Consider the following 22,000-nt stretch of genomic DNA (forward strand, 5'->3'; position numbering starts at 1 on the left):
AGCCTGTTTGGCCCGATACTTGGTTGGGTTTTAGTGGCTACATCCCGTTACGAGGGATGACGTGCACATTCTCTTCCTCATAGACAAGTTCGGTTCCGGCCCAAGCCTTGAGGCGTGAAGTTAAATGAAACTCCGTCGGTGTCGCTGTCTGTTCCGAATAGGTCCAAATCTTGGCCGACCAGCCTTCGCGGTCGAAACCGGCCGTCTGCTCCATCGTTGCGGTGGCCGAAAGTGGATCGCTGGGATGGATTGTGTAACGCCGATCTGAAACGTCGCTTAACACCGTTCCAATATCGTCGAGGCGGAAATCGCCCACTGGCCCGAAAACGCCACCATCAAGGAAAAACCTGTGAATGGTTTCTCCGTTGGTCAGATCAGTGCGGATAGAGCGTTCCATTGAACCTGACCGCACTTTCGTTTTTCGGGGCGCCGTTTGAGGCTTGCTTGGCTCGGGCAGCGCGCGTGGTTCCGATGCTTGCCCCTTTTGCGTGCGAACAGGCAGATGCAAACACGATGACCCTGAGCGGATCGTCAGCGTTACGGGTGCAGGTGCGGGCCAAAGCACGGGCCAATAAGCCGAGGCGATCTGCACTACGATGCGATGACCGGGCATGACACGGTAACCGCTGCCGTAAAGCGGTATGGTCACGGTCATGTCCTCGCCCGGCACAATTGCGGTCGGGTTGGTGTCACCAATCCGATGATTCAGATTGCAGAACCCCCGAGAAATCAGGGTTTGCGCACCGTTGGGGGCTTCGTCGACCAACAAAGCAGCAACGAAACCTTGCTCCTGATCCGCAGAAACTGTGATTTCGACAGAGGGCTGGCCCAGAACGTCAACCGCTGCTTCCAGAGGATCACCTTTGAATTGCAGTGCCCCTGCCGCATCGATCCGGCAATCTTCAGCCATGTCGCCGGGTATGGCAAACGAACACATATCGCCTGCAGCGGCCCCAAAGTTCTGTGGCGAGCAAATGGACATTGTAGAGCCAGTACGCGGCTTAATGTCCAGAGTACCGTCGTTTAACCACATCGAATAATCTTTGACGTTTGGCGAGGGCCAGCTTGGTTCTTCGACCCAGCGTCCTTCACGTTGCAGATGAGTTCCACTTGGTGCCGCGCTTTCCTGCATGAAGAACCGCAAGAGTGGTTCATCCATTAATCCGGTGTCGATACCCTTTAACCAATGGTCCCAGAACCTAAGGACTTCCCCTACAAAATCGGCCTTGGGGCCCGGCACCCCTTCATGTGGATACAGGTGGGCCCAGGGCCCCATCAGGATTTTCACAGGACCGCTGAGATGTTGAGCGATACGGAACGGGGTGTCGCGATAAAGGTCCATCCACCCGCCGAAAAAGTAAACCGGAACCTCGACGTCGGCGTAGTTTTCGCAAATCGAGCCGCGTCGCCACATCTCATCATGGGTTTGGTGTTCCAGCCACACGGCAGGCCAGAAACTGGCCCCCTCCATACGTTCGCGCCACATGTCGATCCAGCGGTCTTCACCTACGATCTCGGGATCGGGCGGCATCGCATTGTAGAGCTGCATGATGGAGCCCCACCAGAAATTATCGTTGGCCAGACAACCGCCGTAGAAATGGATATCCTCGCGCCATCGATCATCCGTTCCCATCACCGGCGCGATAGCCTTCAAGGCCGGGGGTCGTGTTGCCGCGACTTGGAACGCATTATATGCCCCCCAACTTTTTCCGAACATTCCCACATTTCCATCACACCAGTCCTGATCTGCGATCCACTGGATGACGTCGTGTCCGTCTTGGGTTTCCTGATGTGAATACTCGTCTTCAGCAATGCCGTCGCTATCCCCATAGCCCCGAATATCCACCCGAATCGAAGCATACCCAGCGGCTGCAAAATGCGGGTGCATACTTTCGTCGCGCATTCGCGTGCGGTCTCGACGACGGTAGGGTATGTATTCAAGGATGCAGGGCAGCGGAGTGGTTTTCGCCGCTTCGGGCAACCACAGTCTTGCTGCCAACTGCGTTCCGTCAGGCATTGGTATCCAGACGGTTTCGATGACCTCAACATTACTCATGACAAGACGCTTTCTTTTTGCTCAGGCGGGCGGGCCCCAGGTGCCAGCGGGAAGTGGCATGCGATTACCCGCTCATCCGTAACATGTCTTTCAGGAGCATCAAAACTGCACTGCGATTGAGCCCAGGGACAACGGGTGTGGAACTCACAACCCGACGGTCGAGCCAACAGCGAAGGGACTTCAGCCGGCAAGGTGATCCGGTCGTGGGTCTTGTCCGGATCAGGCTCGGGGTTGGCCGAGAGCAGTGCTGCGGTATAGGGATGCTGCGGCGCGCTGAATACCTCTTCGGTTTCACCAGCTTCTACAAATCGACCCAGATACATTACGGCAGTTCGATCCGCCACATGATGCACCACGTGCAGATTGTGCGTGATAATCACCATTGCCAGCCCAAGACGTTCCCGCAAATCGTTCAGCAGGTTCAGCACCTCACCCTGAACCGAAACATCCAGTCCCGCAGTCGGTTCGTCTGCGATAATCAACGCCGGGTCCAATGCGATGGCTCGTGCCACTCCAACCCGCCGAGCCTGCCCCCCTGACAACTGATGCGGGAAGCGCGAGTCAAAGCTTGTGGGCAAACCGACCAGCGTCAGCAGACGCTCGGCTTCATCCCGCAGATTACGCCCTTCGATGCCGTGAATGCGGAATGGTTCCGTCACCAGATCACCCACGGTCATACGAGGTGAAAGGGATCCTACTGGGTCTTGAAACATCATCGACATGCGTTTGCGGACAGGCTTCATCGCCCTTGGGTCTAACTCGTCGATACGTTGATCTTCGAACGTTATGGATCCTGCGCTAATTTCCTGCAGACCATTCACAGCCCGCGCGAGGGTCGTTTTACCCGACCCGCTTTCTCCAACGAGTGCAAAGGTTTCGCCTCGGTTAACTTCAAAACTCACCCCGGCCACGCCCAGGATCGAGTTTCGACGCCCGAACCCACCGACTGGGAAAGAAACCTGGACGTCTTCAACCTTGAGAATGGGATCGCTACTCATGCAGTCACTCCGGTTTCCTCGGGACAATCTGCAATAATGCAGCGCGCGACATGACCGTCTCCGATGTCTTTGTCGGGCGGAGGGGCCGAGCAGGCGTCGCTCACGAGATCGCACCGATTGGCAAAGATACAGCCTGCGGGCCGCGCGCGCAGATCAGGGATTTCTCCGGGGATTGTCGGCAGATGCCGGGTGCGTTCGCTTTGCCGCGCCGGGTCGCATTCAAGCAATCGCGCTGTGTAAGGGTGGCGAGGGTCTTGGAATATCTGGCGGACGGTGCCGCGCTCCACCACTTCACCCGCATACATGACCACAACGTCATCACACAGTTCGGCGATGACACCCAGATGGTGCGAAATGAACATGACCGAACAGCCGATTTTCTGCTGCAAATCCTTGAGCAACTCGATCGTGGTCACCTCAAGTGTCGCATCCAACGCCGTTGTGGGTTCATCCGCGATTAGAAGGGCGGGTTCCATCATCAGCGCCATGGCGATGGCAATCCGCTGTTTCATCCCGCCCGAGAACTGATGCGGATACCGCGCCAGCGCCGCGCGGGCATCAGGAATGCGGACCAGTTCCAGCATCTCGACAGCGCGGTTCATCTTTTCGTCTTTCGACAAAGTCGAGCGATACTGGATATTCAGCATCTGCTTTCCGACCGAGATGACCGGGTTCAACGCGCCCATCGGGTCCTGAAACACGGTGGCTATGCGCGGGCCGCGCAGGTCGCGCATCCGCGACGAGGGCAGGCTTGTCAGTTCATCCTGCCCTTCGAACAGGATCGAGCCACCGTCGATGCTACCATTGTCTGCCAGCAGGCCCAAAATGGCGTTGATCAACGTGGATTTCCCGCAGCCGGATTCGCCCACGATGCCGACGATCCGGTTTTCCGGTACATCGAAGCTGACGTTTTTCAACGCATGCAGCGGCCCGGCTTCGGTCGAGAAGCTGACGTTCAGGTTGTCTATGCGCAGCGTGGTCATCAGCGTCCTTTCAGCCGGGGATCAAACACGTCCCGCAGCGTCTCACCCAGGAAGGTAAAGCCCAGCGTTGTGATGATGATCGGCACACCGCCGGCAATCGCGATCCAGGCGGTGTCGCGGATATTGGTGAACCCGTCATTCAGGATCGAGCCCCAGCTTGGGGTTGGCGGGCGAACACCAAGGCCCAGAAAGCTCATGCCCGCCTCAATCCCGATGACGACCGGAATGTCCATCGACGCGAGGATAACCAGCGGCCCGATCACGTTGGGCAGAATATGTACCCGCAGGATACGCGCCGATGACGCGCCCATACTTTGCGCTGCCGTGACGTATTCCGAGGTTTTCAATGCAATGGTCTGGGTTCGGATGATCCGCGCATATCCAGGCACGGTGACCAGAACGACAACAACCATCACGGCGGTCAGTGACGGCCCCATCAGCGTCACCAGCGCAAGGGCCAGCATGACGGTTGGAAAGCTCTTCATTGCGTCGAACAGCAGGATCATCAGGTTATCCAGCCAACGCGGCCCGTAACCTGCGATCAGACCGAGAACGATGCCGATCACCAGCGAAACCGCCGTCGAGACCAGCGCGACAAACAAGGCAATCCGTCCGCCGTGTAGCACGCGTGCAAACAGGTCCCGGCCCAACTGATCCGTACCCATCAGGTGATTTGCGCTTGGTCCCTGAAATCGGTCCCGCGGATTAATCTTGGTCGGGTCCCAACTGGTTAACAGATCGGCGAAAACGGCGCCGAAGATGACAAACAGGACAAGGAACAATCCCAGCGCGCCCAAAGGTTCTCGCAGGATTTTGCGGATCGGGCGCCACAGTTCGGCCATGCGCCCGGGGGCGGGATTAGAAACTGCTTCTGACACGGGGATCCAAAGCTCCGATAATGAGATCTGCCAACAGGTTGAGCAGAACGAAAAGGACGGTGGTGATCAGCACAGTGCCTGTCACGATGGGGAAGTTGCGCGTCAGGATGGCGTCATAGACCAGCTTGCCGACGCCGGGGCGGGCAAAGACGATCTCGGCAAAGACGGCCGAGGACAGCATCTGGCCGATGCCCACGCCCAGCAAGGTGACCGTGGGCAGGATCGCAATCGACAGGGCATAGCGAAAGGTGATCGTCCTGTCTGGCAGGCCAAAGGCGCGCGCGGTACGGATATGACTGGCCTCTAGCACTTCGAGCATCGAGGCGCGGACCATGCGGGCGATATAGCCAACCCAGCCCAGACCAACCGCCAGCGAAGGCAGGATCAGGTGGGTCAATTGATCGCCCAGATCGCCGGGTTCGCCCGCGCCGATGGCAGGCAGCCAGCGCAATTCAACAGCAAAGATCAGCAGGGCATAGATCGCAATGACAAAGGATGGCACCGCGATTACCGCCACAGAGAGGATACCTACAACCCGGTCAGCCCAGCTGCCGCGGCTGACTGCTGCCCAGCAGCCCAGCGGGATACCAAGCGCCACCGACCACGTGATGCCGCCAACGATCAGGGCCAGAGTGTAGGGCAGTTGTTCGAAGACAACCGTGGTGACGGGGCGGCCTGATAGAACCTCATCCCCAAGATCACCGGTCCAGGCGCCGATGTAGAAATTCCAGAACTGAACCAGAACCGGCTGGTTCAGCCCCATCTTTTCGCGCAGGGCGGCGCGCATTTCCTCGGTTGCCCGAGGGCCCAGTGCTACCGAGGCCGGATCGCCTGGGATCAGGTAGATCATGCAAAACAGCAGGAACATGGCGACCGAGACAATCGCAGCAGCCAGTCCAAGCCGTTTGAAAAAATAGCTTAGCATACGTGCCCCCTATTGGCGGACGGGCGGCATTTGGATGCCGCCCGTTTGCGTGGATCAGGCGGGTTTGAACAGCGGCAACAACGGCTCGCCATTCGGCTTGAGGCCCGGATCGACCGTATCCTTGTGGATCAGGCCAACTACCTCATGCGTCAGGAAGACGTAGCAGCCGCTTTCATCCATGAGACCCTGCATCTTCTTGTAGATCTCATCACGCTTGGCCGCATCGCTTTCGACCAGACCTTCTTCGTGCAGCGCTTTGTATTCCTCGTTGTTGAACCGTTCCCAGTTCCAGACGCCGACTTGTTCCGGCGTGAACCAGACGGTCGCCCAGCTTGGGTCAGGGTTCATCGAGAACCGGCTGAGCACCAGCTGCAGGTTCATGAAGTAATCGCCATCCTTGGACCCCAGCGTCCAGAACGTACCGCTGTCATTCTGTTTGATCTCGCAGGTGATCCCAACATCGGCCAGATTGGCCTGAATGACCTGCGCTGCCGTCAGACGTTCCGACTGGTTCAGGATGTCCAGGGTAACGGTCATGCCCTCGGCGCCTGCCTCGGCCAGCAACTCGCGCGCCTTGTTCGGGTCATAGTCATAGGTGACACTGTCGCGGCTGCCCGGCAAACCCGGTGCGATAATGCCGTTGCCCACGGCGGCAGCGCCGAAATAGGCCGCATCGACAACCGTTTGCCGGTCAATCGCGTGCTGGATAGCCCGGCGGATACGAACGTCTTTCAACGCTTCGTTGTCCTGATTCATGCCCAGCCAGACATAGGCCAACGATGGTTTTTCTTCGACGACCGACCCCGCAGGTGGGTTTTCCTTGAGCCGCGGCAGCGAGGAAACCGAAGTCCAAGTGTAATCCAGATCACCAGCTTCGAAACCCAGCTCGGCGGTCGAGGGGTCTTCGATCGGCAGGATGTGAATTTCCTCGTATCCGCCCGGCTCATACGCCCAGTCCGGGTTGCGTTTCAGAACGGTTTTCTGTTTGGGCACCCATTCGGTCAGAATATACTGGCCGGATTGCGCCACCGGCTCAGACCCGATCTTGCCGCCGATTTCCCCGACAGCCTTGCGCGACACGATGCAGGACGCAGGTGTTGGCAAGGTTGTCGTCCAAAGCGGAACGAATTTGTTTTTCAGATGGATCAGGCCTGAGAGGTTGTCCTTGACCTCAACCTCTTTCAGCGCGCTCCAGTCGCCAGCGTATGGACTTTCATTGGCTGGATCAGCAATCCGCTCGATCGAGAACTTCACGTCGTCAGCCGTCATTTGGCCAAAGCCGTCCGTAAAGCCGATATTGTCGCGCAGCTTGAAGGCGATGGTCAGGTCGTCCAGCTGTTCGATGCTTTCGACCGCAACGGGGCGCCAGTTCCAATCGTCGCCTTGCTGGTTCGACACCAGTGGGGCATAGATCGACCGCATGATATCGGCTTCGGGCAGCGCCAGCCAAAATGCGGGGTCCAACACTTGCAGGTCACTATAAGACCGGATGGTCAGAACCGTCCCATCGGCGCTGACGGCCATATGCGGAAAGGCAAGGCTGGCTGCGCCCAATGCGCCAGCTCCGGCCAAAACGGAGCGTCGGGAAACGTCCCCTTTGAAAATCGAACTCATTTGCTTACTCCCTGTTTGTCTTCGTATCCGGGCATCTGTCCGGCGTGGTTGCTTGCGGGCAGAGCCCGCGACTTCAGGTGCCAGCAGGCGTTATCCGTTCTTTTTCTTGTGTGACTGTGGCAGTTGCTCGTCAGCGCCAAGCGCTGAGAATCTTGGAATGATCACGGGTGAGTTCACCCAGATCATACGCGCAGGTTGGTCAGTTACGTTGCGCAGGACGTGCAGGATTTCACCGGGAAAGCTAAAGCTGTCACCCGTGCGCAAGGTGACGGTTTCATCTTCCATCACCAATTCCAATTCACCATCCAGAATGACCCCGTGCATCTCGCCATCGCGCGAGAAGTACTGGTCAACAACCTGCTCGGAATAGGGGCGATAGTCCGACACGCCCAGACAGAACCCGCCACCGATAGAGCTGGACAGCAACTGATCTGCATAGCCCGACTGCTCGATGGGCTCATCATACAGCAGGTTCAGATTGCGGCGGTTGGACTGCCGCACAACATAGGCGCGCTCTAACGGGCCGGATCCGGGGCGGTGATTGAAAAACCATTCCTCTGGCACGCCCAGAGCGTCCGCAATTCGCGAGATTTTGTTGAGCGAGGCGCTGACCGTTCCGCGCTCGATTGCGCTGAGATGGCTGATCGAAACACCGCTGCTGGTCGCAAGCTCGGCCAGTGTCATCTGACGTGCTTTGCGCAGCTGACGTACCTCGGCCCCAAAGGCCGCCAGGCCCTCTTCGCTCGCAGTACGGCTGTATTTTCTTGATGCGCCCTGGCTCACGAATCCTCCCTTCGGTTACTAGGTGCTTCAGGAATGCTACGACAACTTTTCTTTTTCGCAAGAATTTTTGCTAATTTTTCCTTTATTGCTTTTCAAACTCGTCTACAAAACTTGGTTTTGCACGCATGTCACCACCGAATTCCAATCCGCAGCGCGTCATAGATTGCAGCGTGAATGTTGCGTGCCGATACGGCGTCTCCGATACGATAGAGGTCAAATTCCGCCTCGGGGTTTGACTGTGGAAACAATTGGCCTGCGCCCGAGACAAGTGCGCCTTGATCTACGGCACCCCTATTGCGCGAAAGCGGTTTGAGATCAAAGTAAAGGTCGCCCAGCGGTAGGGTGCCCTGATTGACAACTATCTGATCGTAATACTGTTTCTCTCTCAGGTCCGAGTAATCGGTACCGACATGGGCCAATAGCTGATTGCCGGATTTCTCGATCGCGTTCAGTGTACGTGTCACCGTGAAAACGGCGCCGGTCTTTTGCAGCGCACGCATATACGGCACCAGGTTCATCGCCATCACTTCCGGCGCGAAACTGCGATCACGTGTCATGATTTCGACACGCGCGCCGGTGGCGGCGATAACTTCGGCCGCCATCAGCGCAGGATGGTCCCCCGCATCATCATAGATCAGCACGTTTTCACCCGGCTGCACATCGCCAGACAGAATGTCCCAAGCAGAAATCGCCAGTTCATTGCCCGAATCGAGGATCGTCGTCTCGGGCAAACCACCCGTTGCGATCACAACCATGTCCGGCGACAGCGCGGTTACGTCCGCGACATCGGCGAAGGTGTTAAAATGAAATTTCACGTCCCGCGCCGCACATTGGGCCATGCGCCAGTCGATGATCCCGATCATTTCGGCCCGGCGTTTGGATTGCGCGGTCAGGCGCACCTGTCCGCCGGGTTCAGGTGCGGCCTCTAGAACGGTGACTTCATGCCCGCGCTCTGCTGCAACGCGCGCTGCTTCAAGCCCACCCGGACCTGCGCCCACAATGACCGCGCGACGACGTGTTTCAGCCACCGGTATGATATGTGGCATGGTCAATTCGCGCCCGGTTGCCGGGTTGTGAATACATAATGCTTCACCAGCCTGATAGATGCGATCCAAGCAATAGGTCGCCCCTACGCAAGGTCGGATGTCATCCTCCTGCCCGGCTTGTATCTTGGACACAATCAACGGATCTGCCATGTGGGCACGGGTCATCCCGACCATATCCAATAGGCCCGAGGCCACGGCATGGCGCGCCGTCGCCACATCTGGGATGCGCGAAGCATGAAAAGTTGGCATTCCAATCTCGGCCCGCACGCGCCCGGCAAAATCCAGATGTGGCGCACTTTTCATGCCCTGCACGGGGATCACATCCGTCATGGCGGGGTCGGTATGAATGCGCCCGCGAATAACGTTCAGAAAGTCAACCTGACCGCTATCGCGCAGCCTGCGCGCGATTTCCAACCCCTCCTCCTGAGTAATGCCGCCCTTTTGGACCTCGTCGGCGGTGTAGCGCACCCCTACGATAAACTCTGGACCCACACGGTCGCGAATTGCATCCAAAACCATGAAACCAAAGCGCAATCGATTGTCGAGATTGCCCCCAAACGGCGCCTCCATCGTGTTGGTCAGCGGCGACCAGAACTGATCCAGCAGGTGCCCGTAGGCCTGCAACTCGATCCCGTCCAACCCAGCAGCCTGCATCCGTTCGGCGGCGTCGGCATAATCGGTCACAATCCGCTCAATGTCGAAGTCTTCCATCTTTTTCGGAAAGGCCCGATGCGCAGGTTCACGATAATGCGACGGCGACAGAGACGGCAGCCAATCGCCCTTGTTCCAACCGGTGCGCCGCCCCAGATGGGTCAGCTGGATCATCACGGCACAGCCATGGACATGGCAGGCGTCGGTCAGTTCACCCATCCAGCGCACGACCTCGTCCTTGTAGGCAAGGATGTTGTTGAAGACTGGCGGGCTGTCCCGGCTGACAGTGGCAGAACCTGCGGTCATCGTCATGGCAACACCCGCTTTCGCACGCATTTCGTGATAGGCGCGGTAACGTTCCTTGGGCATTCCATCTTCGGGATATGCTGGCTCATGACTGGTAGTCATGATCCTGTTTTTCAAGGTCAGGTGCTTCAATTGGTAGGGCTGTAACAGAACATCGCGGGTCATTGCCGCGTCTCCTGTTCCGCAGCATTGGTCACCGCGACATCCTTTGGAATGACCACTGGTGAGACTGCCCAGATCAGGCGGCAGACCCGGTCTGTTCGATTGCGGGCATGGTGCGGAATACGTGCGTCAAAACTGTAGCTGTCCCCGGCGCGCAGAGTAATGAATTCATCACCGATCCGCATTTCCAACTCGCCCTCAAGAACCAACCCGTGTTCTTCACCTTCGTGTTCCTGCAAAGGATCCTCGGGGCGTTCTGAATGCGGCGCATAGACCGCCATACCCATGTAAAACTGCCCACCAATCGAGCTGGACAACAATTGGTCGGTATAGCCAAGCTCTGCCGCATCCTGACCGTAAAGTGTATTAAGGGCACGGCGGTTCTGAGCACGCACAACAAACGCTTGCTCCATCGGTCCAGCACCGGCGCGTCGGGCAAAAAACCAGTCAGGCGTGACGCCTAAGGCGCTCGCAATGTCTTGCAGGACGTCAACCGAAGGTTTGGATACACCGCGTTCAATCGCCGACACATGGCTGAGCGAAATACCCGCCTCTTCGCTCAACTGTTTGAGAGTGAGTTGGCGAGCCTTGCGCAACTGTCGAACCTCACTGCCCAGCGAAGAAATTGCAGATGGCAAAGCGACGACATTGTCAGATGGCATTTGGCTCTCCGGATTTAGGTCAAGCGATCTATTTTCTCCAAAATTGAAATCAGACTGGAATTTTAAAGTCAAATTCTATTTTCAAATGAATGAATGTACTGTATTGCAAATATTCTTGGGATTTGCAGAACTGGCTCGAACACAAAACGCATGTGGCGGATCACTATGGCGGACCAAACCGAACATCCTTTTGACGTTACAGAGATGGACCATCTGTGGATCAGAATGCCGGATGGAGTGCGACTGGCCGCCCGGTTGTGGCGCCCTGTGACGCAAAGGCCTGTCCCCGCCATCTTAGAATACATCCCCTATCGCAAGACAGACATGGTGCGCGCGCGCGATGAACGGAACCACCCTTTTTTTGCTGCCCATGGGTATGCATGCATTCGGGTGGACATGCGTGGGTCTGGCGACAGCGAAGGACATATGTCGGATATGTACGCGCCAGAAGAACTGGATGACGCGCGACAGGTCATCGATTGGCTGGCCGCGCAGCCCTGGTGCAACGGCCGCGTCGGGATGTTTGGTACGTCGTGGGGCGGCACGGCCTCGCTGCAGGCCAGCGCAAATGCGCCAGACGCTTTGAAGGCGACAATCGCTGTTTGCGCCACACATGACCGGTTCGAGGACGACATCCACTATATGGGTGGATGCGTTTTAACGGATACGTTCGAATGGGGTGCAACCTTGCCATCCATTCTGGCCTCACCTCCGACACAAAACGTTGGGGCAGGCTGGAAAACCTTGTGGCAAGAGCGCATTGAAAACCTCTCCTTTCCTTTGGAAAACTGGCTACGCGAGGACGCACGCGGTGCATACTGGCGACATGGGTCTGTAATTCACGAGACAGATGCGTTTTCCGTACCGATCCTGTCCGTAGGGGGTTGGAGCGATCGGTATTCAAACTCTGTCATGACAATGGTCGATGCGCGCCCTGACCTGGTGTGGGGGGTGGTGGGCCCTTGGGGGCACCACTATCCCGATCACGGCGCACCGGGACCGGCGATTGGGTTTCAGCGTTTGGCACTGGATTGGTGGGATCATTGGCTGAAACCAGACACTCCGAAAACACCGGATTGGCCGCGGTTGCGAGTCTGGCTGCGCGAATTCGATACGCCGGGCGATACGCTGGTTGAACGGCAAGGCAACTGGATCGAAAGCGGCCCGACGATCGAGCATGTTGACCCTCAGACAGTCTCTTTGACCAGCCTCGAGTCGTCTGCAGGTCACGAGCCTTGGGTGCTACCAAACTCGCGAAACGTTGGGCAGATGTCCGGGGACACGGGCTATTTCGGACGCGCAGGTGGTTTGCCTCTGGACCAGTCCGACGACGACGCACGGTCTTTGGTTTTTGAAACAGCCCCGCTGTCCGAAGATCTTGTGCTGTGCGGCGCAGTGGACTTGACCCTTTCAGTTGACGTAAAGGGCTATCCTGCGGTTGTCGCAGCCCGGCTAAGCGACGTCAACGCAAGCGATGAGGTGGCACGGATCAGTTATGGCGTGCGCAATCTGGCCCTTGATGAAAACCTGGACAGTCGATCGCATCCCGATCAAACGGGCCGGGTGGATTTTTCGATGCGCCTGCACACGACAGCTTATCGCGTTCGAAAAGGGCACCGTCTGCGGCTTGCCTTATCTTCGGGCCTGTGGCCGCATTTACATTTGCACGCACCACCGCAAGATATTGTAATACAAGATGGTGCGCTGAAATTGCCTGTTTTTAATGGTGCCACCATGGACTTGTCAGCGCAATTGCCGCCGCCTGAACCGCTGCCAAAAAAGCCTTCGCACAAGGTTGTTACGTCAAACAATCTGGTGCGTTGGAATAAACAAATAGCCGGCAGTCACGAGATTGGATGGCATCAGCCGATGATGCTGGTTTTCTATCCAGACATCGGGACAACATTTGGGTATGAGACGCGCATGTCCCACACAACGTCGCTGGATTCGCACGAACACCAGCGAACCCAAGTCGATCATCGGATGGTGTTTGAGCGCACGGACGGAACTGCCGATGTTCGCGTGTCCCTTCTTGCAAGCGCATCACGTGGCGTTACTACTGTTCATGCCAACCTTACGGCAACTTGGAATGGCGCTCCATTCGCGGCACGGACCTGGACTATTCGCCACCCTGCCAAGGGGGGCATTCCAGAACGAGACGATGACAGTTGAGCAAACACTTTTGTCCGCGTGAAGCACGGATCAAGCACTAGCGGTCACCATCATTCAAACACCAAGGTACTTGGTGAGGATCGTTCCATCCTGAGCGACATTCGCAGGTGCAACGGTTTCGCGATCCTGACCGTTTTCAATGAACGTGATACGGTCTGCTATCGACAAAACCGCATCAATCCGCTGCTCTACCAGAATGATGGCATAGCCTTGCGCCTTCATTTTGACGACCACTTGTCGGATCTGTTCGATTATCGAAGGTTGCAGACCTTCGGTCGGTTCATCCAGTAGCAGGACTTTAGGGCGCAGGCACAGCGCGCGGGCTGTTGCCAGCATTTGCTGTTCGCCCCCCGAAAGCGTGGTAGCGACTTGGTCCAGGCGCTCTTTCAGCCGAGGGAAAAGTTCCAGAACCCAGTCTCGAGTGTTCGCGCCTTCGCCGCGTGCCATCAGACCCATTTCGATGTTCTCTGAAACAGTCAGCTCAGGGAAAAGCCGCCGACCCTGCGGGATGTAGCCTATGCCGCGTTTGGGCACGAGGTGCGCCGGCAAGCCACTGAGACGTTCCCCATCCAGCGTGACTTCACCTTGGTTCAAGGGTAGTTGGCCCATAATGGCCTTGAGCAGAGTCGTTTTCCCGGCCCCGTTGCGGCCCATGAGACAGTGTATTTCCCCGGCCTTGACCGACAAAGACACACCGAAAAGAACTTTTACCTGACCATAGCCGGTGTGAATATCAGTGACCTCAAGCATTGGCAGTTGTCCCGAGATATGCGGCTTGCACCGCCGCATTCGCGTGGATTTCGTCAACAGTTCCCGAGGCTAAAAGGCGACCTTGATCCAGCACAGCTACATGGTCGGCGGTCTCGGTGACTACACGCATATTGTGTTCGATCAGTAGGATTGTTGTCTCTTTGGCCATTGTCCGCATCAGCGTCACAAATGCATCCACTTCGCCTTCGGCCAAACCCTGTGTCGGTTCGTCAAGGATGAACAGCTTTGGGTCTTGCGCCAGACCCATAGCAATTTCCAGCACCCGTTGATGGCCATAGCTGAGATCCGAGGCAACCTGATCAGCCCGGTCCCCCAATCCAATCTTGTCCAGAACGGCGGCGGTCTTTTGAGCATGGGCCGTCTTGTCGTGCGCCAGCTTCCGGCCTGCCGCTAGGGCGACGTTGTCTTCGACCGTCAGCCCGGGAAAGATCGATGTAATCTGAAACGTGTAAGCCATGCCCAGTTGTATACGTTTATGTGCAGGCAAACGGCTGATGTCCTGGCCCTCAAAATAAACGCTGCCACTTGTCGGTTTCGTGCGCCCGCTGACCATACCAACGAAGGTCGATTTGCCAGCCCCGTTGGGACCGATCAACGCAGTTATCGCATTCCGCCGCAGGGAAAAATCTATGTCGGTGTTGGCCTGAAGCCCGCCATAAATCTTTGTCAGGCCTTTGGTTTCGAGGATACTTACGGCAGCCATGACACAGCTCTCTTGCGCAATGTGCCCGCAATGCCTTGCGGGGCGAACAGGGTAAGAAGAACCAAAGCAATGCCGGCAACCAGCATATAGGCATTGGTAAAGCTGCTAGAGACATCGATCAGGTAGAACATGAAGATCACCCCGATAAGAGGGCCGACCGTAGTTCCAGCGCCACCAAGCAGGACCCAAAGCAGCGGAAAGATCGAGTAATGGACCGCTGCAAAGCTGGCCCCGACATAGCCGAACAGCATCGCATAGGCAGCGCCTGCCACGCCCGAGAACAATCCCGATACAACCAGCGCGGCAAGCTTCAGCCGCCCCACGTCATAGCCCAGCATCCGGGCACGTTCCTCATTTTCCCGAATGGCGACGAGGCGCTTGCCAAAAGGGCTTTGCACCAAACGCGCCATGGCGAGAAAACAGATCGCGAACAGGATAAATGCCGTGAAATAGCGCGCCGTTTCCGTGGTCAGGTCAATTCCAGCGATGCTGCGTTGCGCCTGTTGGATGATAAAGCCCTCGTCGCCGCGAGTATATTCTCCAAAATAAAGGATCACGAGATAGAAGGTTTGAGCAAACATCAGCGTCACGATCATGAACGCCACACCAATGGTGCGCAACGCCAAAAAGCCAACAGCGACGGACAACAGCCCTGCGGCGGTAACTCCGACAGCAAAGGCGGGCAGAACAGTCAAACCGCCAAAATTCATGCTCAGCCCAAAGCCGTACATTCCGGCGGCAAAAAACATGGCGTGGCCAAGGCTCAGCAGGCCGGTATAGCCAAAAAGCAGGTTGTATCCGATGGCATAAATCGCCAGCACCATGATCCGCGAGAATGCACCCACGTGATAGGCGGGAAGCACGAAGAAAAGCGCCACAAGCGCAAGCAAAACGCAAGAATGCAAAGCGGCTGATCTGAACACCACCATCAGGCCGCCACCCGCCCCATCAGGCCCTGCGGCCTGAATACAAGCACCATTGCCACAAGGAAAGTTGCGATGATTTTAGCCAGGGTCGGCGAGAAAAAGACCGAGATGATGCCGTCACTCATTCCGATCAGAACAGCTGCAATCACCGTGCCGGGCAAACTGCCAAGACCGCCGATGATCACCACGATAAACGCCAACAACAACGGATCTCCGCCCATTAAATAGTGGGCCTGTTGGATTGGAACGACCAGCACCGCGCCCAGCGCGGCAAGCCCTGCTCCCAATCCAAAGACCCAGGAGTAAACGCGATTGACAGGCACTCCAAAGGCCTGCGCCATTCCGCGGTCCTGCTGGGTTGCGCGCATGATCAATCCGATCTTGGTGCGCGTCAGTACGAACCAAAGCACCCCCAGCACCGAAATTGCGGCAAATATCACGAACAACTTGTATGTCGTAACGCTCAGCCCCCAGGGCCAGATCATCTGGAACCCGTCCGCGCCAAACTCGAACCACGGAAGAGCCAGGCGGGTATTGAAGGGCGGCTCAACCGGCCGCGCCTCTGGACCGTACAGCATCAGCGTCGATTGTTGCACGATGTACAAAATGCCGATCGTGGCCACGATGGTCCGATCCACGTCATAGTCGATCCGTTTGAGGATCAACTGATCCACCCCCGATGCAATACATCCGACCAGTACCGGCACGATAAGCAAAGCAGCCACGAAGCCAAAAGCCGCATGTCCACCGATCATCGTGCTGACTGCCCAGGCGAAAACCGCACCCAACATGAAGAATTCGCCATGGGCGACGTTTACAACGCGCATGACGCCAAACACGATGCTGAGCCCCATCGCCGTCAGCACAAGAATAGCCGAGATGACCGCCCCCTCGATGGAGGCGAGCATCAGGTGAGGGCCGAAGTCCATACCCTGCCTCGCTTTTGCCTGTTGATGGGATCAGAAGGATCGCGTGGTGTAATCCACCTCATCCTCATACAACCCGTCCTCGATCGACGCCGTATGCACCACATCCAGCCGGCCGTCACCGACCTTTGAGATAAACTGTTTGCCAAAGGCCTGATGTGTCTTGCCGTTGAAGACTTTATCGCCCTGCGGGTGTTCGATGGATTCAGGCATGTCGCTCATTGCCTCGACCGCTTCGATCAGTTTGGCGCGATCTGCAGGGCCCTGATAATCCGCCGCTTCCATACCGGCTTTGATGACATGCAGCGTTTCCCAACACCCGAACATATGGGCGTAAGTGGCGACGTTAGAAGGGTCATCTATTGCTGCACCACTGTCATTGACACCAACGGCGGCACGATAAGCCGAGGCCGCCTCGGATTCGTTGGCCTGCTTGTAACGAGGCATACCTTCCCAGAAATATGTACCTTCAAGGAACTCCAAACCCGGGCTTTGGATATCAACCGCTTCAAGACTGTCGATAAACCCAAAAATCTCGGGTCGGCTGGGCCCAAAGAACTCGCCCATTTCCTTGACGAAGGTCAGCACGGCCGGTCCTACCATCACGTGATAAATCACCTCGGTCTCGCGAGGGATGTTTGGAAAGTAACGCGTGAAGGTCGTCTCGGTGGGTGGGATCGCAATCTTCGCAACAACCTCACCACCCTGCGCTTCGATCGCTTCCGAGAAAAAGTCGCGGTGATCGTGGCCAAAAGCAAAGTCAGGATAAATCATCGTGACCTTCTTGCCCAGATTGTCAGCCACAAAAGGCGCCATCGAAATGACCTGGCTTTTTACATCTGTAATACCGGGTTGCAGCGTATACCGGTTTAGCATGCCGCTGGCCACGTGGTGACCTTCGGAGACAACAAAATAGGGCAGTTTCAACTCGCCCGCGCGGGGTGCAGACCCGATCACGACGTGGCTGAACAGAGTGCCGAAGGCAACGTCAACTTCGTGCTGGTTGGCGAATTTTTCTAACACTTCGGCACCGCGACCGGGGTCGGTCGCGTCGTCTTCGGTGATGATCTCGACAGGACGCCCATTGATACCACCCATCTCGTTGATGCGCGCAGCAGCGGCGGTCGTCGCAACGTCATACCATCGTCCATATGCCGCACCGATGCCGGTCGCGTGCTTCTGGAACCCAATCTTGATCGGAGCCGAGCTTTGCGCTTGCGCAAAACCAAGCGAACCGGGCAGCACACCGCCTGCCGCCAAAGCTCCTGCACCGGCCCCCAGACCCAGCAATGTCTTGCGGCGACTGATATTTGAAGTCTTTGTCATGACGTTCATCTCCTCTGTTGTTTATAGGGCGGTGCTTCGCCTCTTTTGTGATCAGTTTGTATGTATGCTAACGAGTTGTCTACTTTTTTAAGCGCCGCGTGGACTTGCTAGTAGCCACAACCCGAAAATCGTATAGCAAATCATCAGGATAGACAGGCCCAATTGCAACACAAGTATGTCCCGGCGCGTGTGGCAAAAGGTTTCAGCCGTCCGGTGGCTGAGTATGACCGCCAGCACATGGGACATCACCACGACCCCGGCCTGAGTGAGCCAAATGGCCTTCACAGTGCCGGGGACCGTCAAAAACCCAACCATGACCCGACGGCTACCAAGCCCGAACAGGTTCCAGCCAAGCGCAAAAGGGTCCGCCAATGTTGCGATCACAACCTGTATTTGCACAAGGAACGTCACGAAGTAGTGGGCAAAATGATAACCAATCGCAATCGGCAGCAAAGTGATGGAAAAGTGAATGAACGCGTTTTTGAAGGGTATTTTCTCGCGCACCAGTACGGTTCCTGAAAACACGGCAAATCCAAACACGCAACTCAGCAGCAGGACGCTGCCATAAAGGCCCACCGTTGTCGGCCAGATCAATGCCGTCCGGCCCGGGTACTCCAACGGGTTGACCCCAATCTGCGCCAACCACCAAAAGGTCTCGTACAGGCCGTCAAAGCTGCCTGCTGCCAAGGTTACCAGAACCAAAGCTGCATGGCTCAGATCGAACCTACTGCCTTGAAACACCTGCCACCCCGGCAGACCAAACGCTCCGGCGCGCGCGATCCTCATAGTGCCGATCAAGTTGAACAAAACCGAAAAGCACTCGACTTGCTCCAGCCAAGGTCTGCGCCCAAACAGGGTCATTCCCGCCAAGGTGAACATCCAATACCCGAACGCGAAACGCGCAAGTCGACCGGGGTCATTTGGTGCCGCATCGGCCAGAACAAATCCTTGAAACGCCGCCATCAGAATAACCGCCGGCCAGATCGAAACCTCTTTGGGCAGCCTAAAAAGCGCTTTGTGATCCGGGGCCAGAAGGCGATGCAAACCCGGCCAGGGATTGACCCATTTCCAGACATCAAAAACCAGCGCCTGCACAACAAACAACAGCATCCACCATACTGTCCACAAAACCAAAGGCATCAGGTTCGCTTGTGGATCCGTCGGCCCTCGCAAGCCAATCAGGATCAACCCCGCCAGGCACAGGGACGCGGCAATCTGACCCCAATGGTGCCATGTGCTGTCTCCTCGCCCACGGTTCAGAACAATAGGCCTGAGCACAGTTGCAAGCTGGCCGGGCCTGAGGCAAACAAGAAGCAGGATCGTGATTGTTACGGTCAATGCTCCGCCGGTAATGTAGGCGGTAGTAGGCAACAAAAGAACAAAGCCCTGATCCGCCGCATGGGCAAAAGCCGGTTCCACGCTCGATACTGCAATGAGAAACGCGGCGAGAAGGGGCTTCAAAATCGGCGCCATTTTGTTAGCATACACACAACTTCGTTCAAGGAGGCAGATTAAATGAGAAAACGCTGGTTCGCCGTGGCAGGCATCGCGGCTGCGTTGGGTCTCGTTTACATGTTCACTGGTACGCCGCAAACCACAATGAAGGTCAGCGACGGACGGGCCATCCCGATGGGAGCCTCGGGATCGATGTTCATGGTTACGCTGAACCTGCAAAACGATGGTGAACCTCGCACTCTTCTAGCTGTCACGTCGCCTTCCGGAGGCCAAACATCCATAATGAATCCCGGACGTGACGGACCACTTGTAGTGCCCGGAAGTGATACGGCGCAACTGGCAATGGATGGCGCTCATGTCATGTTGCAAGTCCCGGAGGGCGCGTTCCCCGAAGGTACGTACCATGCGCTTGCGCTGGAATTTGATGACGGCACCGAAGTTGTCACCCGCATCTTGCACCCCGAAGCGACCGGTGGCGCGAGAGGAATGGATCACAGTATGTCCAACGGGATCGCTGTTTCACCCAGTCCAACCATCGAGCTGGCGCAAGATCCAGATGTCAGCACAGACGGGTTCGCCATTGAAATCAGTGTTGAGAATTTCGAGTTTGTCCTCATTGAGGATAGCGCACCACATGTCGATGGTCAGGGGCACGCGCATATCTATCTGAACGGTTTTAAGTTGGGCCGCCTTTATGAAGAGCGCTTTGAGATCGGCGCTCTTGCGCCCGGCGACTATATTCTTACCGTCGCACTGAACTCCAACGACCACCGCCCTTATGTTTTCGAAGCAGCACCTGTTGCTCTGACCTACAGCTTCGGCCTTTAAGAACTTGGTATGAGATAGGGGCTGTCCCTGATCGACACACAGCGCTCCGTTTTTTTCAGATGCACTTCAGACTGGTCGGCTTATTATTCGCATACTAATGACTGAGTTTCGATACACCGCTCTGCCAATTGCTTTGCGATGTTTAAGGCTCGTTCCAGAATTTTCTTGACGCGCGCTTACATCCTATATTCGTATACTAATGAATATCGGGAGGATCTTATGGAAAAACTGGTCATCAAGAACATCGGTATGATCCTGTCCGGCAAGATGGAAGACCCAATCTTTGACGGCGATTGTTTGATTGCGATCGACGGCAAGATCGATGCGTGGGGTTATGAAAAGGACCTTGATACAGACGACCCGACCTCTGTTGTTGACGCGCATGGAGTGACGCTGGCCCCCGGTTTGATCGACAGTCATGTGCATCCGGTTGTCGGCGATTACACCCCGCGACAACAGCAACTCCACTGGATTGACTCCACCCTGAATGGAGGCGTGACCACGATGATCTCGGCCGGGGAGGTCCACATGCCCGGCCGACCCAAAGATGTGATCGGCCTCAAAGCGATGTCGATTGCAGCACAGCGTTGGTACGAGAATTTTCGCCCCTCAGGCGTCAAGGTTCACGCAGGTGCCCCAGTGATCGAACATGGTATGGTCGAAGAGGATTTTGCAGAGCTGGCGAATGCTGGCGTGAAATACCTGGGCGAAGTTGGCCTGGGGTCGGTCAAAGATGGCAAAACCGCGAACCAGATGGTCGAATGGGCCCGCAAATACGGCATTCAGTCAACAATCCATACCGGGGGGCCGTCCATCCCCGGGTCTGGTCTCATTGACGCAGATATGGTGATCGAAACGGGTACGGATGTGATCGGCCACATCAACGGCGGTCACTCGGCGCTGCCAGATGACCAGATCATCTGCCTGTGTGAAACCTGCACCAAGCAAGCCTTTGAAATCGTGCATAACGGTAATGAACGCGCTGCTGTGCTGACCGTGAACACAGCGCGTGAACTTGGCAAGCTGGATCAGGTGATCCTGGGCACTGACGGGCCAGCAGGGTCAGGTGTACAGCCCCTTGGCATCCTGCGCATGATCGCGATGCTGTCAGCCTTTGGAAATGTCCCGGCCGAGATCGCCTTTTGCTTTGGCAACGGCAATACCGCACGACAGCGGGATCTGAATGTGGGCCTGATCGAAAAAGGCCTGTGCGCCGATTTTGTTCTTATGGACCAGGCCCAGCACGCACCGGGGAAAACCATGCTGGAAAGCGTTGCGCAAGGGAACCTGCCCGGTGTCGGCATGACGATCATCGACGGTGTGATCCGCTCGGAACGTTCACGCAACACACCTCCAGCGCAACGCCTGCCGGAACGCATCCTCTAAGCACGACGGAAGGTCAGGTGATCTTTCTGAGCAATGTCAAAAGCGTTTTTTGTTCAGATTTCTTGAGCGGCGCCAGAGTTTCCTGTGAGATCCCTAACCCATCTGCATAAAGCTGGTCTATCAATTGCGCACCCGCATCGGTCAATGAAATGATCGAGCGTCTTTTGTCTCCGGGATCGGCAGTCGCTTGCAACAGACCCTTGGCCTTCAGCCGGTCGACCACCCCTTTGATCGTCGCGATATCCATTGCCGCAAGTCGGCCCAGCTGATTTTGCGAAACCTCTTTCTTCTCGGCCACGCGGATCAGCGTGGAAAACTGAGTGGGCGTCAAATCTCTGGAGATACGGTTCTGAAAGATGATCGAATGGCGTTGGCTGGCCAACCGCAAAAGATATCCGACCTGATCTTCTAGACGGTAGGGATCGACGCTGTCTGACATAAGT

Annotated in this window: 19 protein-coding genes; 3 read left to right on the plus strand and 16 right to left on the minus strand. The window is 56.5% G+C overall.

Features of this window, described 5'->3' with window-relative positions:
- Positions 1-37 precede the first annotated feature (37 nt).
- The 9 genes from I9187_RS09280 to I9187_RS09320 form a co-directional block, all read right to left on the minus strand.
- The gene (locus I9187_RS09280) at positions 38-2,056 is read right to left on the minus strand and encodes a CocE/NonD family hydrolase (RefSeq protein ID WP_209509402.1); all 2,019 of its coding nucleotides are present in this window, start codon (positions 2,054-2,056) and stop codon (positions 38-40) included.
- Positions 2,053-3,054, minus strand: coding sequence for an ABC transporter ATP-binding protein (locus tag I9187_RS09285; RefSeq protein WP_171176453.1), 1,002 nt, complete (start codon positions 3,052-3,054; stop codon positions 2,053-2,055). Before I9187_RS09285 ends, I9187_RS09280 begins: the two co-directional genes overlap by 4 nt.
- Entirely contained in the window at positions 3,051-4,037 is a 987-nt protein-coding gene (locus tag I9187_RS09290) for an ABC transporter ATP-binding protein (protein WP_171176452.1), read from the minus strand. The genes I9187_RS09285 and I9187_RS09290 overlap by 4 nt, the downstream gene beginning before the upstream one ends.
- Positions 4,037-4,915: an ABC transporter permease gene (locus I9187_RS09295; protein ID WP_348540080.1), complete on the minus strand. Its 879-nt coding sequence runs from the start codon at positions 4,913-4,915 to the stop codon at positions 4,037-4,039. Before I9187_RS09295 ends, I9187_RS09290 begins: the two co-directional genes overlap by 1 nt.
- Positions 4,896-5,840, minus strand: coding sequence for an ABC transporter permease (locus I9187_RS09300; protein WP_171176448.1), 945 nt, complete (start codon positions 5,838-5,840; stop codon positions 4,896-4,898). The genes I9187_RS09295 and I9187_RS09300 overlap by 20 nt, the downstream gene beginning before the upstream one ends.
- A 54-nt stretch (positions 5,841-5,894) precedes the next feature.
- Positions 5,895-7,454: an ABC transporter substrate-binding protein gene (locus tag I9187_RS09305; protein WP_171176446.1), complete on the minus strand. Its 1,560-nt coding sequence runs from the start codon at positions 7,452-7,454 to the stop codon at positions 5,895-5,897.
- 90 nt (positions 7,455-7,544) lie between these two features.
- Positions 7,545-8,237, minus strand: a complete 693-nt coding sequence (locus I9187_RS09310) for an XRE family transcriptional regulator (protein ID WP_170572598.1) — start codon at positions 8,235-8,237, stop codon at positions 7,545-7,547.
- 128 nt (positions 8,238-8,365) lie between these two features.
- Positions 8,366-10,405: an NADH:flavin oxidoreductase gene (locus I9187_RS09315; protein WP_171176444.1), complete on the minus strand. Its 2,040-nt coding sequence runs from the start codon at positions 10,403-10,405 to the stop codon at positions 8,366-8,368.
- A complete protein-coding gene (locus I9187_RS09320; RefSeq protein WP_171176442.1) occupies positions 10,402-11,064 on the minus strand; it encodes a helix-turn-helix domain-containing protein in 663 nt (220 codons plus the stop codon). Before I9187_RS09320 ends, I9187_RS09315 begins: the two co-directional genes overlap by 4 nt.
- A gap of 165 nt (positions 11,065-11,229) precedes the next feature.
- Between I9187_RS09320 and I9187_RS09325 the strand changes: the two genes are divergently transcribed.
- Positions 11,230-13,236, plus strand: coding sequence for a CocE/NonD family hydrolase (locus tag I9187_RS09325; protein ID WP_209509405.1), 2,007 nt, complete (start codon positions 11,230-11,232; stop codon positions 13,234-13,236).
- A gap of 54 nt (positions 13,237-13,290) precedes the next feature.
- Here the strand turns inward: I9187_RS09325 and I9187_RS09330 are convergent, their stop codons facing one another.
- The 6 genes from I9187_RS09330 to I9187_RS09355 form a co-directional block, all read right to left on the minus strand.
- Positions 13,291-13,986: an ABC transporter ATP-binding protein gene (locus I9187_RS09330; protein WP_171176438.1), complete on the minus strand. Its 696-nt coding sequence runs from the start codon at positions 13,984-13,986 to the stop codon at positions 13,291-13,293.
- Entirely contained in the window at positions 13,979-14,710 is a 732-nt protein-coding gene (locus tag I9187_RS09335; protein ID WP_171176436.1) for an ABC transporter ATP-binding protein, read from the minus strand. The genes I9187_RS09330 and I9187_RS09335 overlap by 8 nt, the downstream gene beginning before the upstream one ends.
- Positions 14,698-15,639 (minus strand): branched-chain amino acid ABC transporter permease, encoded by a 942-nt coding sequence (locus tag I9187_RS09340; protein ID WP_171176434.1) that lies wholly within the window; start codon positions 15,637-15,639, stop codon positions 14,698-14,700. Before I9187_RS09340 ends, I9187_RS09335 begins: the two co-directional genes overlap by 13 nt.
- The gene (locus tag I9187_RS09345; protein WP_171176432.1) at positions 15,639-16,565 is read right to left on the minus strand and encodes a branched-chain amino acid ABC transporter permease; all 927 of its coding nucleotides are present in this window, start codon (positions 16,563-16,565) and stop codon (positions 15,639-15,641) included. The genes I9187_RS09340 and I9187_RS09345 overlap by 1 nt, the downstream gene beginning before the upstream one ends.
- Positions 16,566-16,595: 30 nt before the next feature.
- Positions 16,596-17,888: an ABC transporter substrate-binding protein gene (locus tag I9187_RS09350; protein WP_171238004.1), complete on the minus strand. Its 1,293-nt coding sequence runs from the start codon at positions 17,886-17,888 to the stop codon at positions 16,596-16,598.
- An 87-nt stretch (positions 17,889-17,975) separates the two neighbouring features.
- Entirely contained in the window at positions 17,976-19,349 is a 1,374-nt protein-coding gene (locus I9187_RS09355) for a hypothetical protein (protein ID WP_171238003.1), read from the minus strand.
- Between the two features lie 54 nt (positions 19,350-19,403).
- On the opposite strand from I9187_RS09355, the gene I9187_RS09360 reads away from it, so the two are divergent.
- Positions 19,404-20,171 carry a copper chaperone PCu(A)C gene (locus I9187_RS09360; protein ID WP_171238002.1) on the plus strand — a complete coding sequence of 256 codons (768 nt, stop codon included), beginning with the start codon at positions 19,404-19,406 and terminating at the stop codon, positions 20,169-20,171.
- Positions 20,172-20,390: 219 nt separating this feature from the next.
- Entirely contained in the window at positions 20,391-21,557 is a 1,167-nt protein-coding gene (locus tag I9187_RS09365) for an amidohydrolase family protein (RefSeq protein ID WP_171176424.1), read from the plus strand.
- Positions 21,558-21,570: 13 nt separating this feature from the next.
- Here the strand turns inward: I9187_RS09365 and I9187_RS09370 are convergent, their stop codons facing one another.
- Positions 21,571-21,996, minus strand: a complete 426-nt coding sequence (locus I9187_RS09370) for a MarR family transcriptional regulator (protein WP_171176414.1) — start codon at positions 21,994-21,996, stop codon at positions 21,571-21,573.
- Positions 21,997-22,000 lie beyond the last annotated feature (4 nt).

Source organism: Ruegeria sp. HKCCE4148, assembly GCF_017872495.1.
Taxonomy (GTDB): domain Bacteria; phylum Pseudomonadota; class Alphaproteobacteria; order Rhodobacterales; family Rhodobacteraceae; genus Ruegeria.

What these genes read in the sequence shown, in the direction of transcription:
- I9187_RS09280 (WP_209509402.1), bottom strand. Translation starts at nt 2,056, where the DNA reads ATGAGTAATGTTGAGGTCATCGAAACCGTCTGGATACCAATGCCTGAC.
- I9187_RS09285 (WP_171176453.1), bottom strand. Translation starts at nt 3,054, where the DNA reads ATGAGTAGCGATCCCATTCTCAAGGTTGAAGACGTCCAGGTTTCTTTC.
- I9187_RS09290 (WP_171176452.1), bottom strand. Translation starts at nt 4,037, where the DNA reads ATGACCACGCTGCGCATAGACAACCTGAACGTCAGCTTCTCGACCGAA.
- I9187_RS09300 (WP_171176448.1), bottom strand. Translation starts at nt 5,840, where the DNA reads ATGCTAAGCTATTTTTTCAAACGGCTTGGACTGGCTGCTGCGATTGTC.
- I9187_RS09305 (WP_171176446.1), bottom strand. Translation starts at nt 7,454, where the DNA reads ATGAGTTCGATTTTCAAAGGGGACGTTTCCCGACGCTCCGTTTTGGCC.
- I9187_RS09315 (WP_171176444.1), bottom strand. Translation starts at nt 10,405, where the DNA reads ATGACCCGCGATGTTCTGTTACAGCCCTACCAATTGAAGCACCTGACC.
- I9187_RS09320 (WP_171176442.1), bottom strand. Translation starts at nt 11,064, where the DNA reads ATGCCATCTGACAATGTCGTCGCTTTGCCATCTGCAATTTCTTCGCTG.
- I9187_RS09325 (WP_209509405.1), top strand. Translation starts at nt 11,230, where the DNA reads ATGGCGGACCAAACCGAACATCCTTTTGACGTTACAGAGATGGACCAT.
- I9187_RS09330 (WP_171176438.1), bottom strand. Translation starts at nt 13,986, where the DNA reads ATGCTTGAGGTCACTGATATTCACACCGGCTATGGTCAGGTAAAAGTT.
- I9187_RS09335 (WP_171176436.1), bottom strand. Translation starts at nt 14,710, where the DNA reads ATGGCTGCCGTAAGTATCCTCGAAACCAAAGGCCTGACAAAGATTTAT.
- I9187_RS09340 (WP_171176434.1), bottom strand. Translation starts at nt 15,639, where the DNA reads ATGGTGGTGTTCAGATCAGCCGCTTTGCATTCTTGCGTTTTGCTTGCG.
- I9187_RS09345 (WP_171176432.1), bottom strand. Translation starts at nt 16,565, where the DNA reads ATGGACTTCGGCCCTCACCTGATGCTCGCCTCCATCGAGGGGGCGGTC.
- I9187_RS09350 (WP_171238004.1), bottom strand. Translation starts at nt 17,888, where the DNA reads ATGACAAAGACTTCAAATATCAGTCGCCGCAAGACATTGCTGGGTCTG.
- I9187_RS09360 (WP_171238002.1), top strand. Translation starts at nt 19,404, where the DNA reads ATGAGAAAACGCTGGTTCGCCGTGGCAGGCATCGCGGCTGCGTTGGGT.
- I9187_RS09365 (WP_171176424.1), top strand. Translation starts at nt 20,391, where the DNA reads ATGGAAAAACTGGTCATCAAGAACATCGGTATGATCCTGTCCGGCAAG.
- I9187_RS09370 (WP_171176414.1), bottom strand. Translation starts at nt 21,996, where the DNA reads ATGTCAGACAGCGTCGATCCCTACCGTCTAGAAGATCAGGTCGGATAT.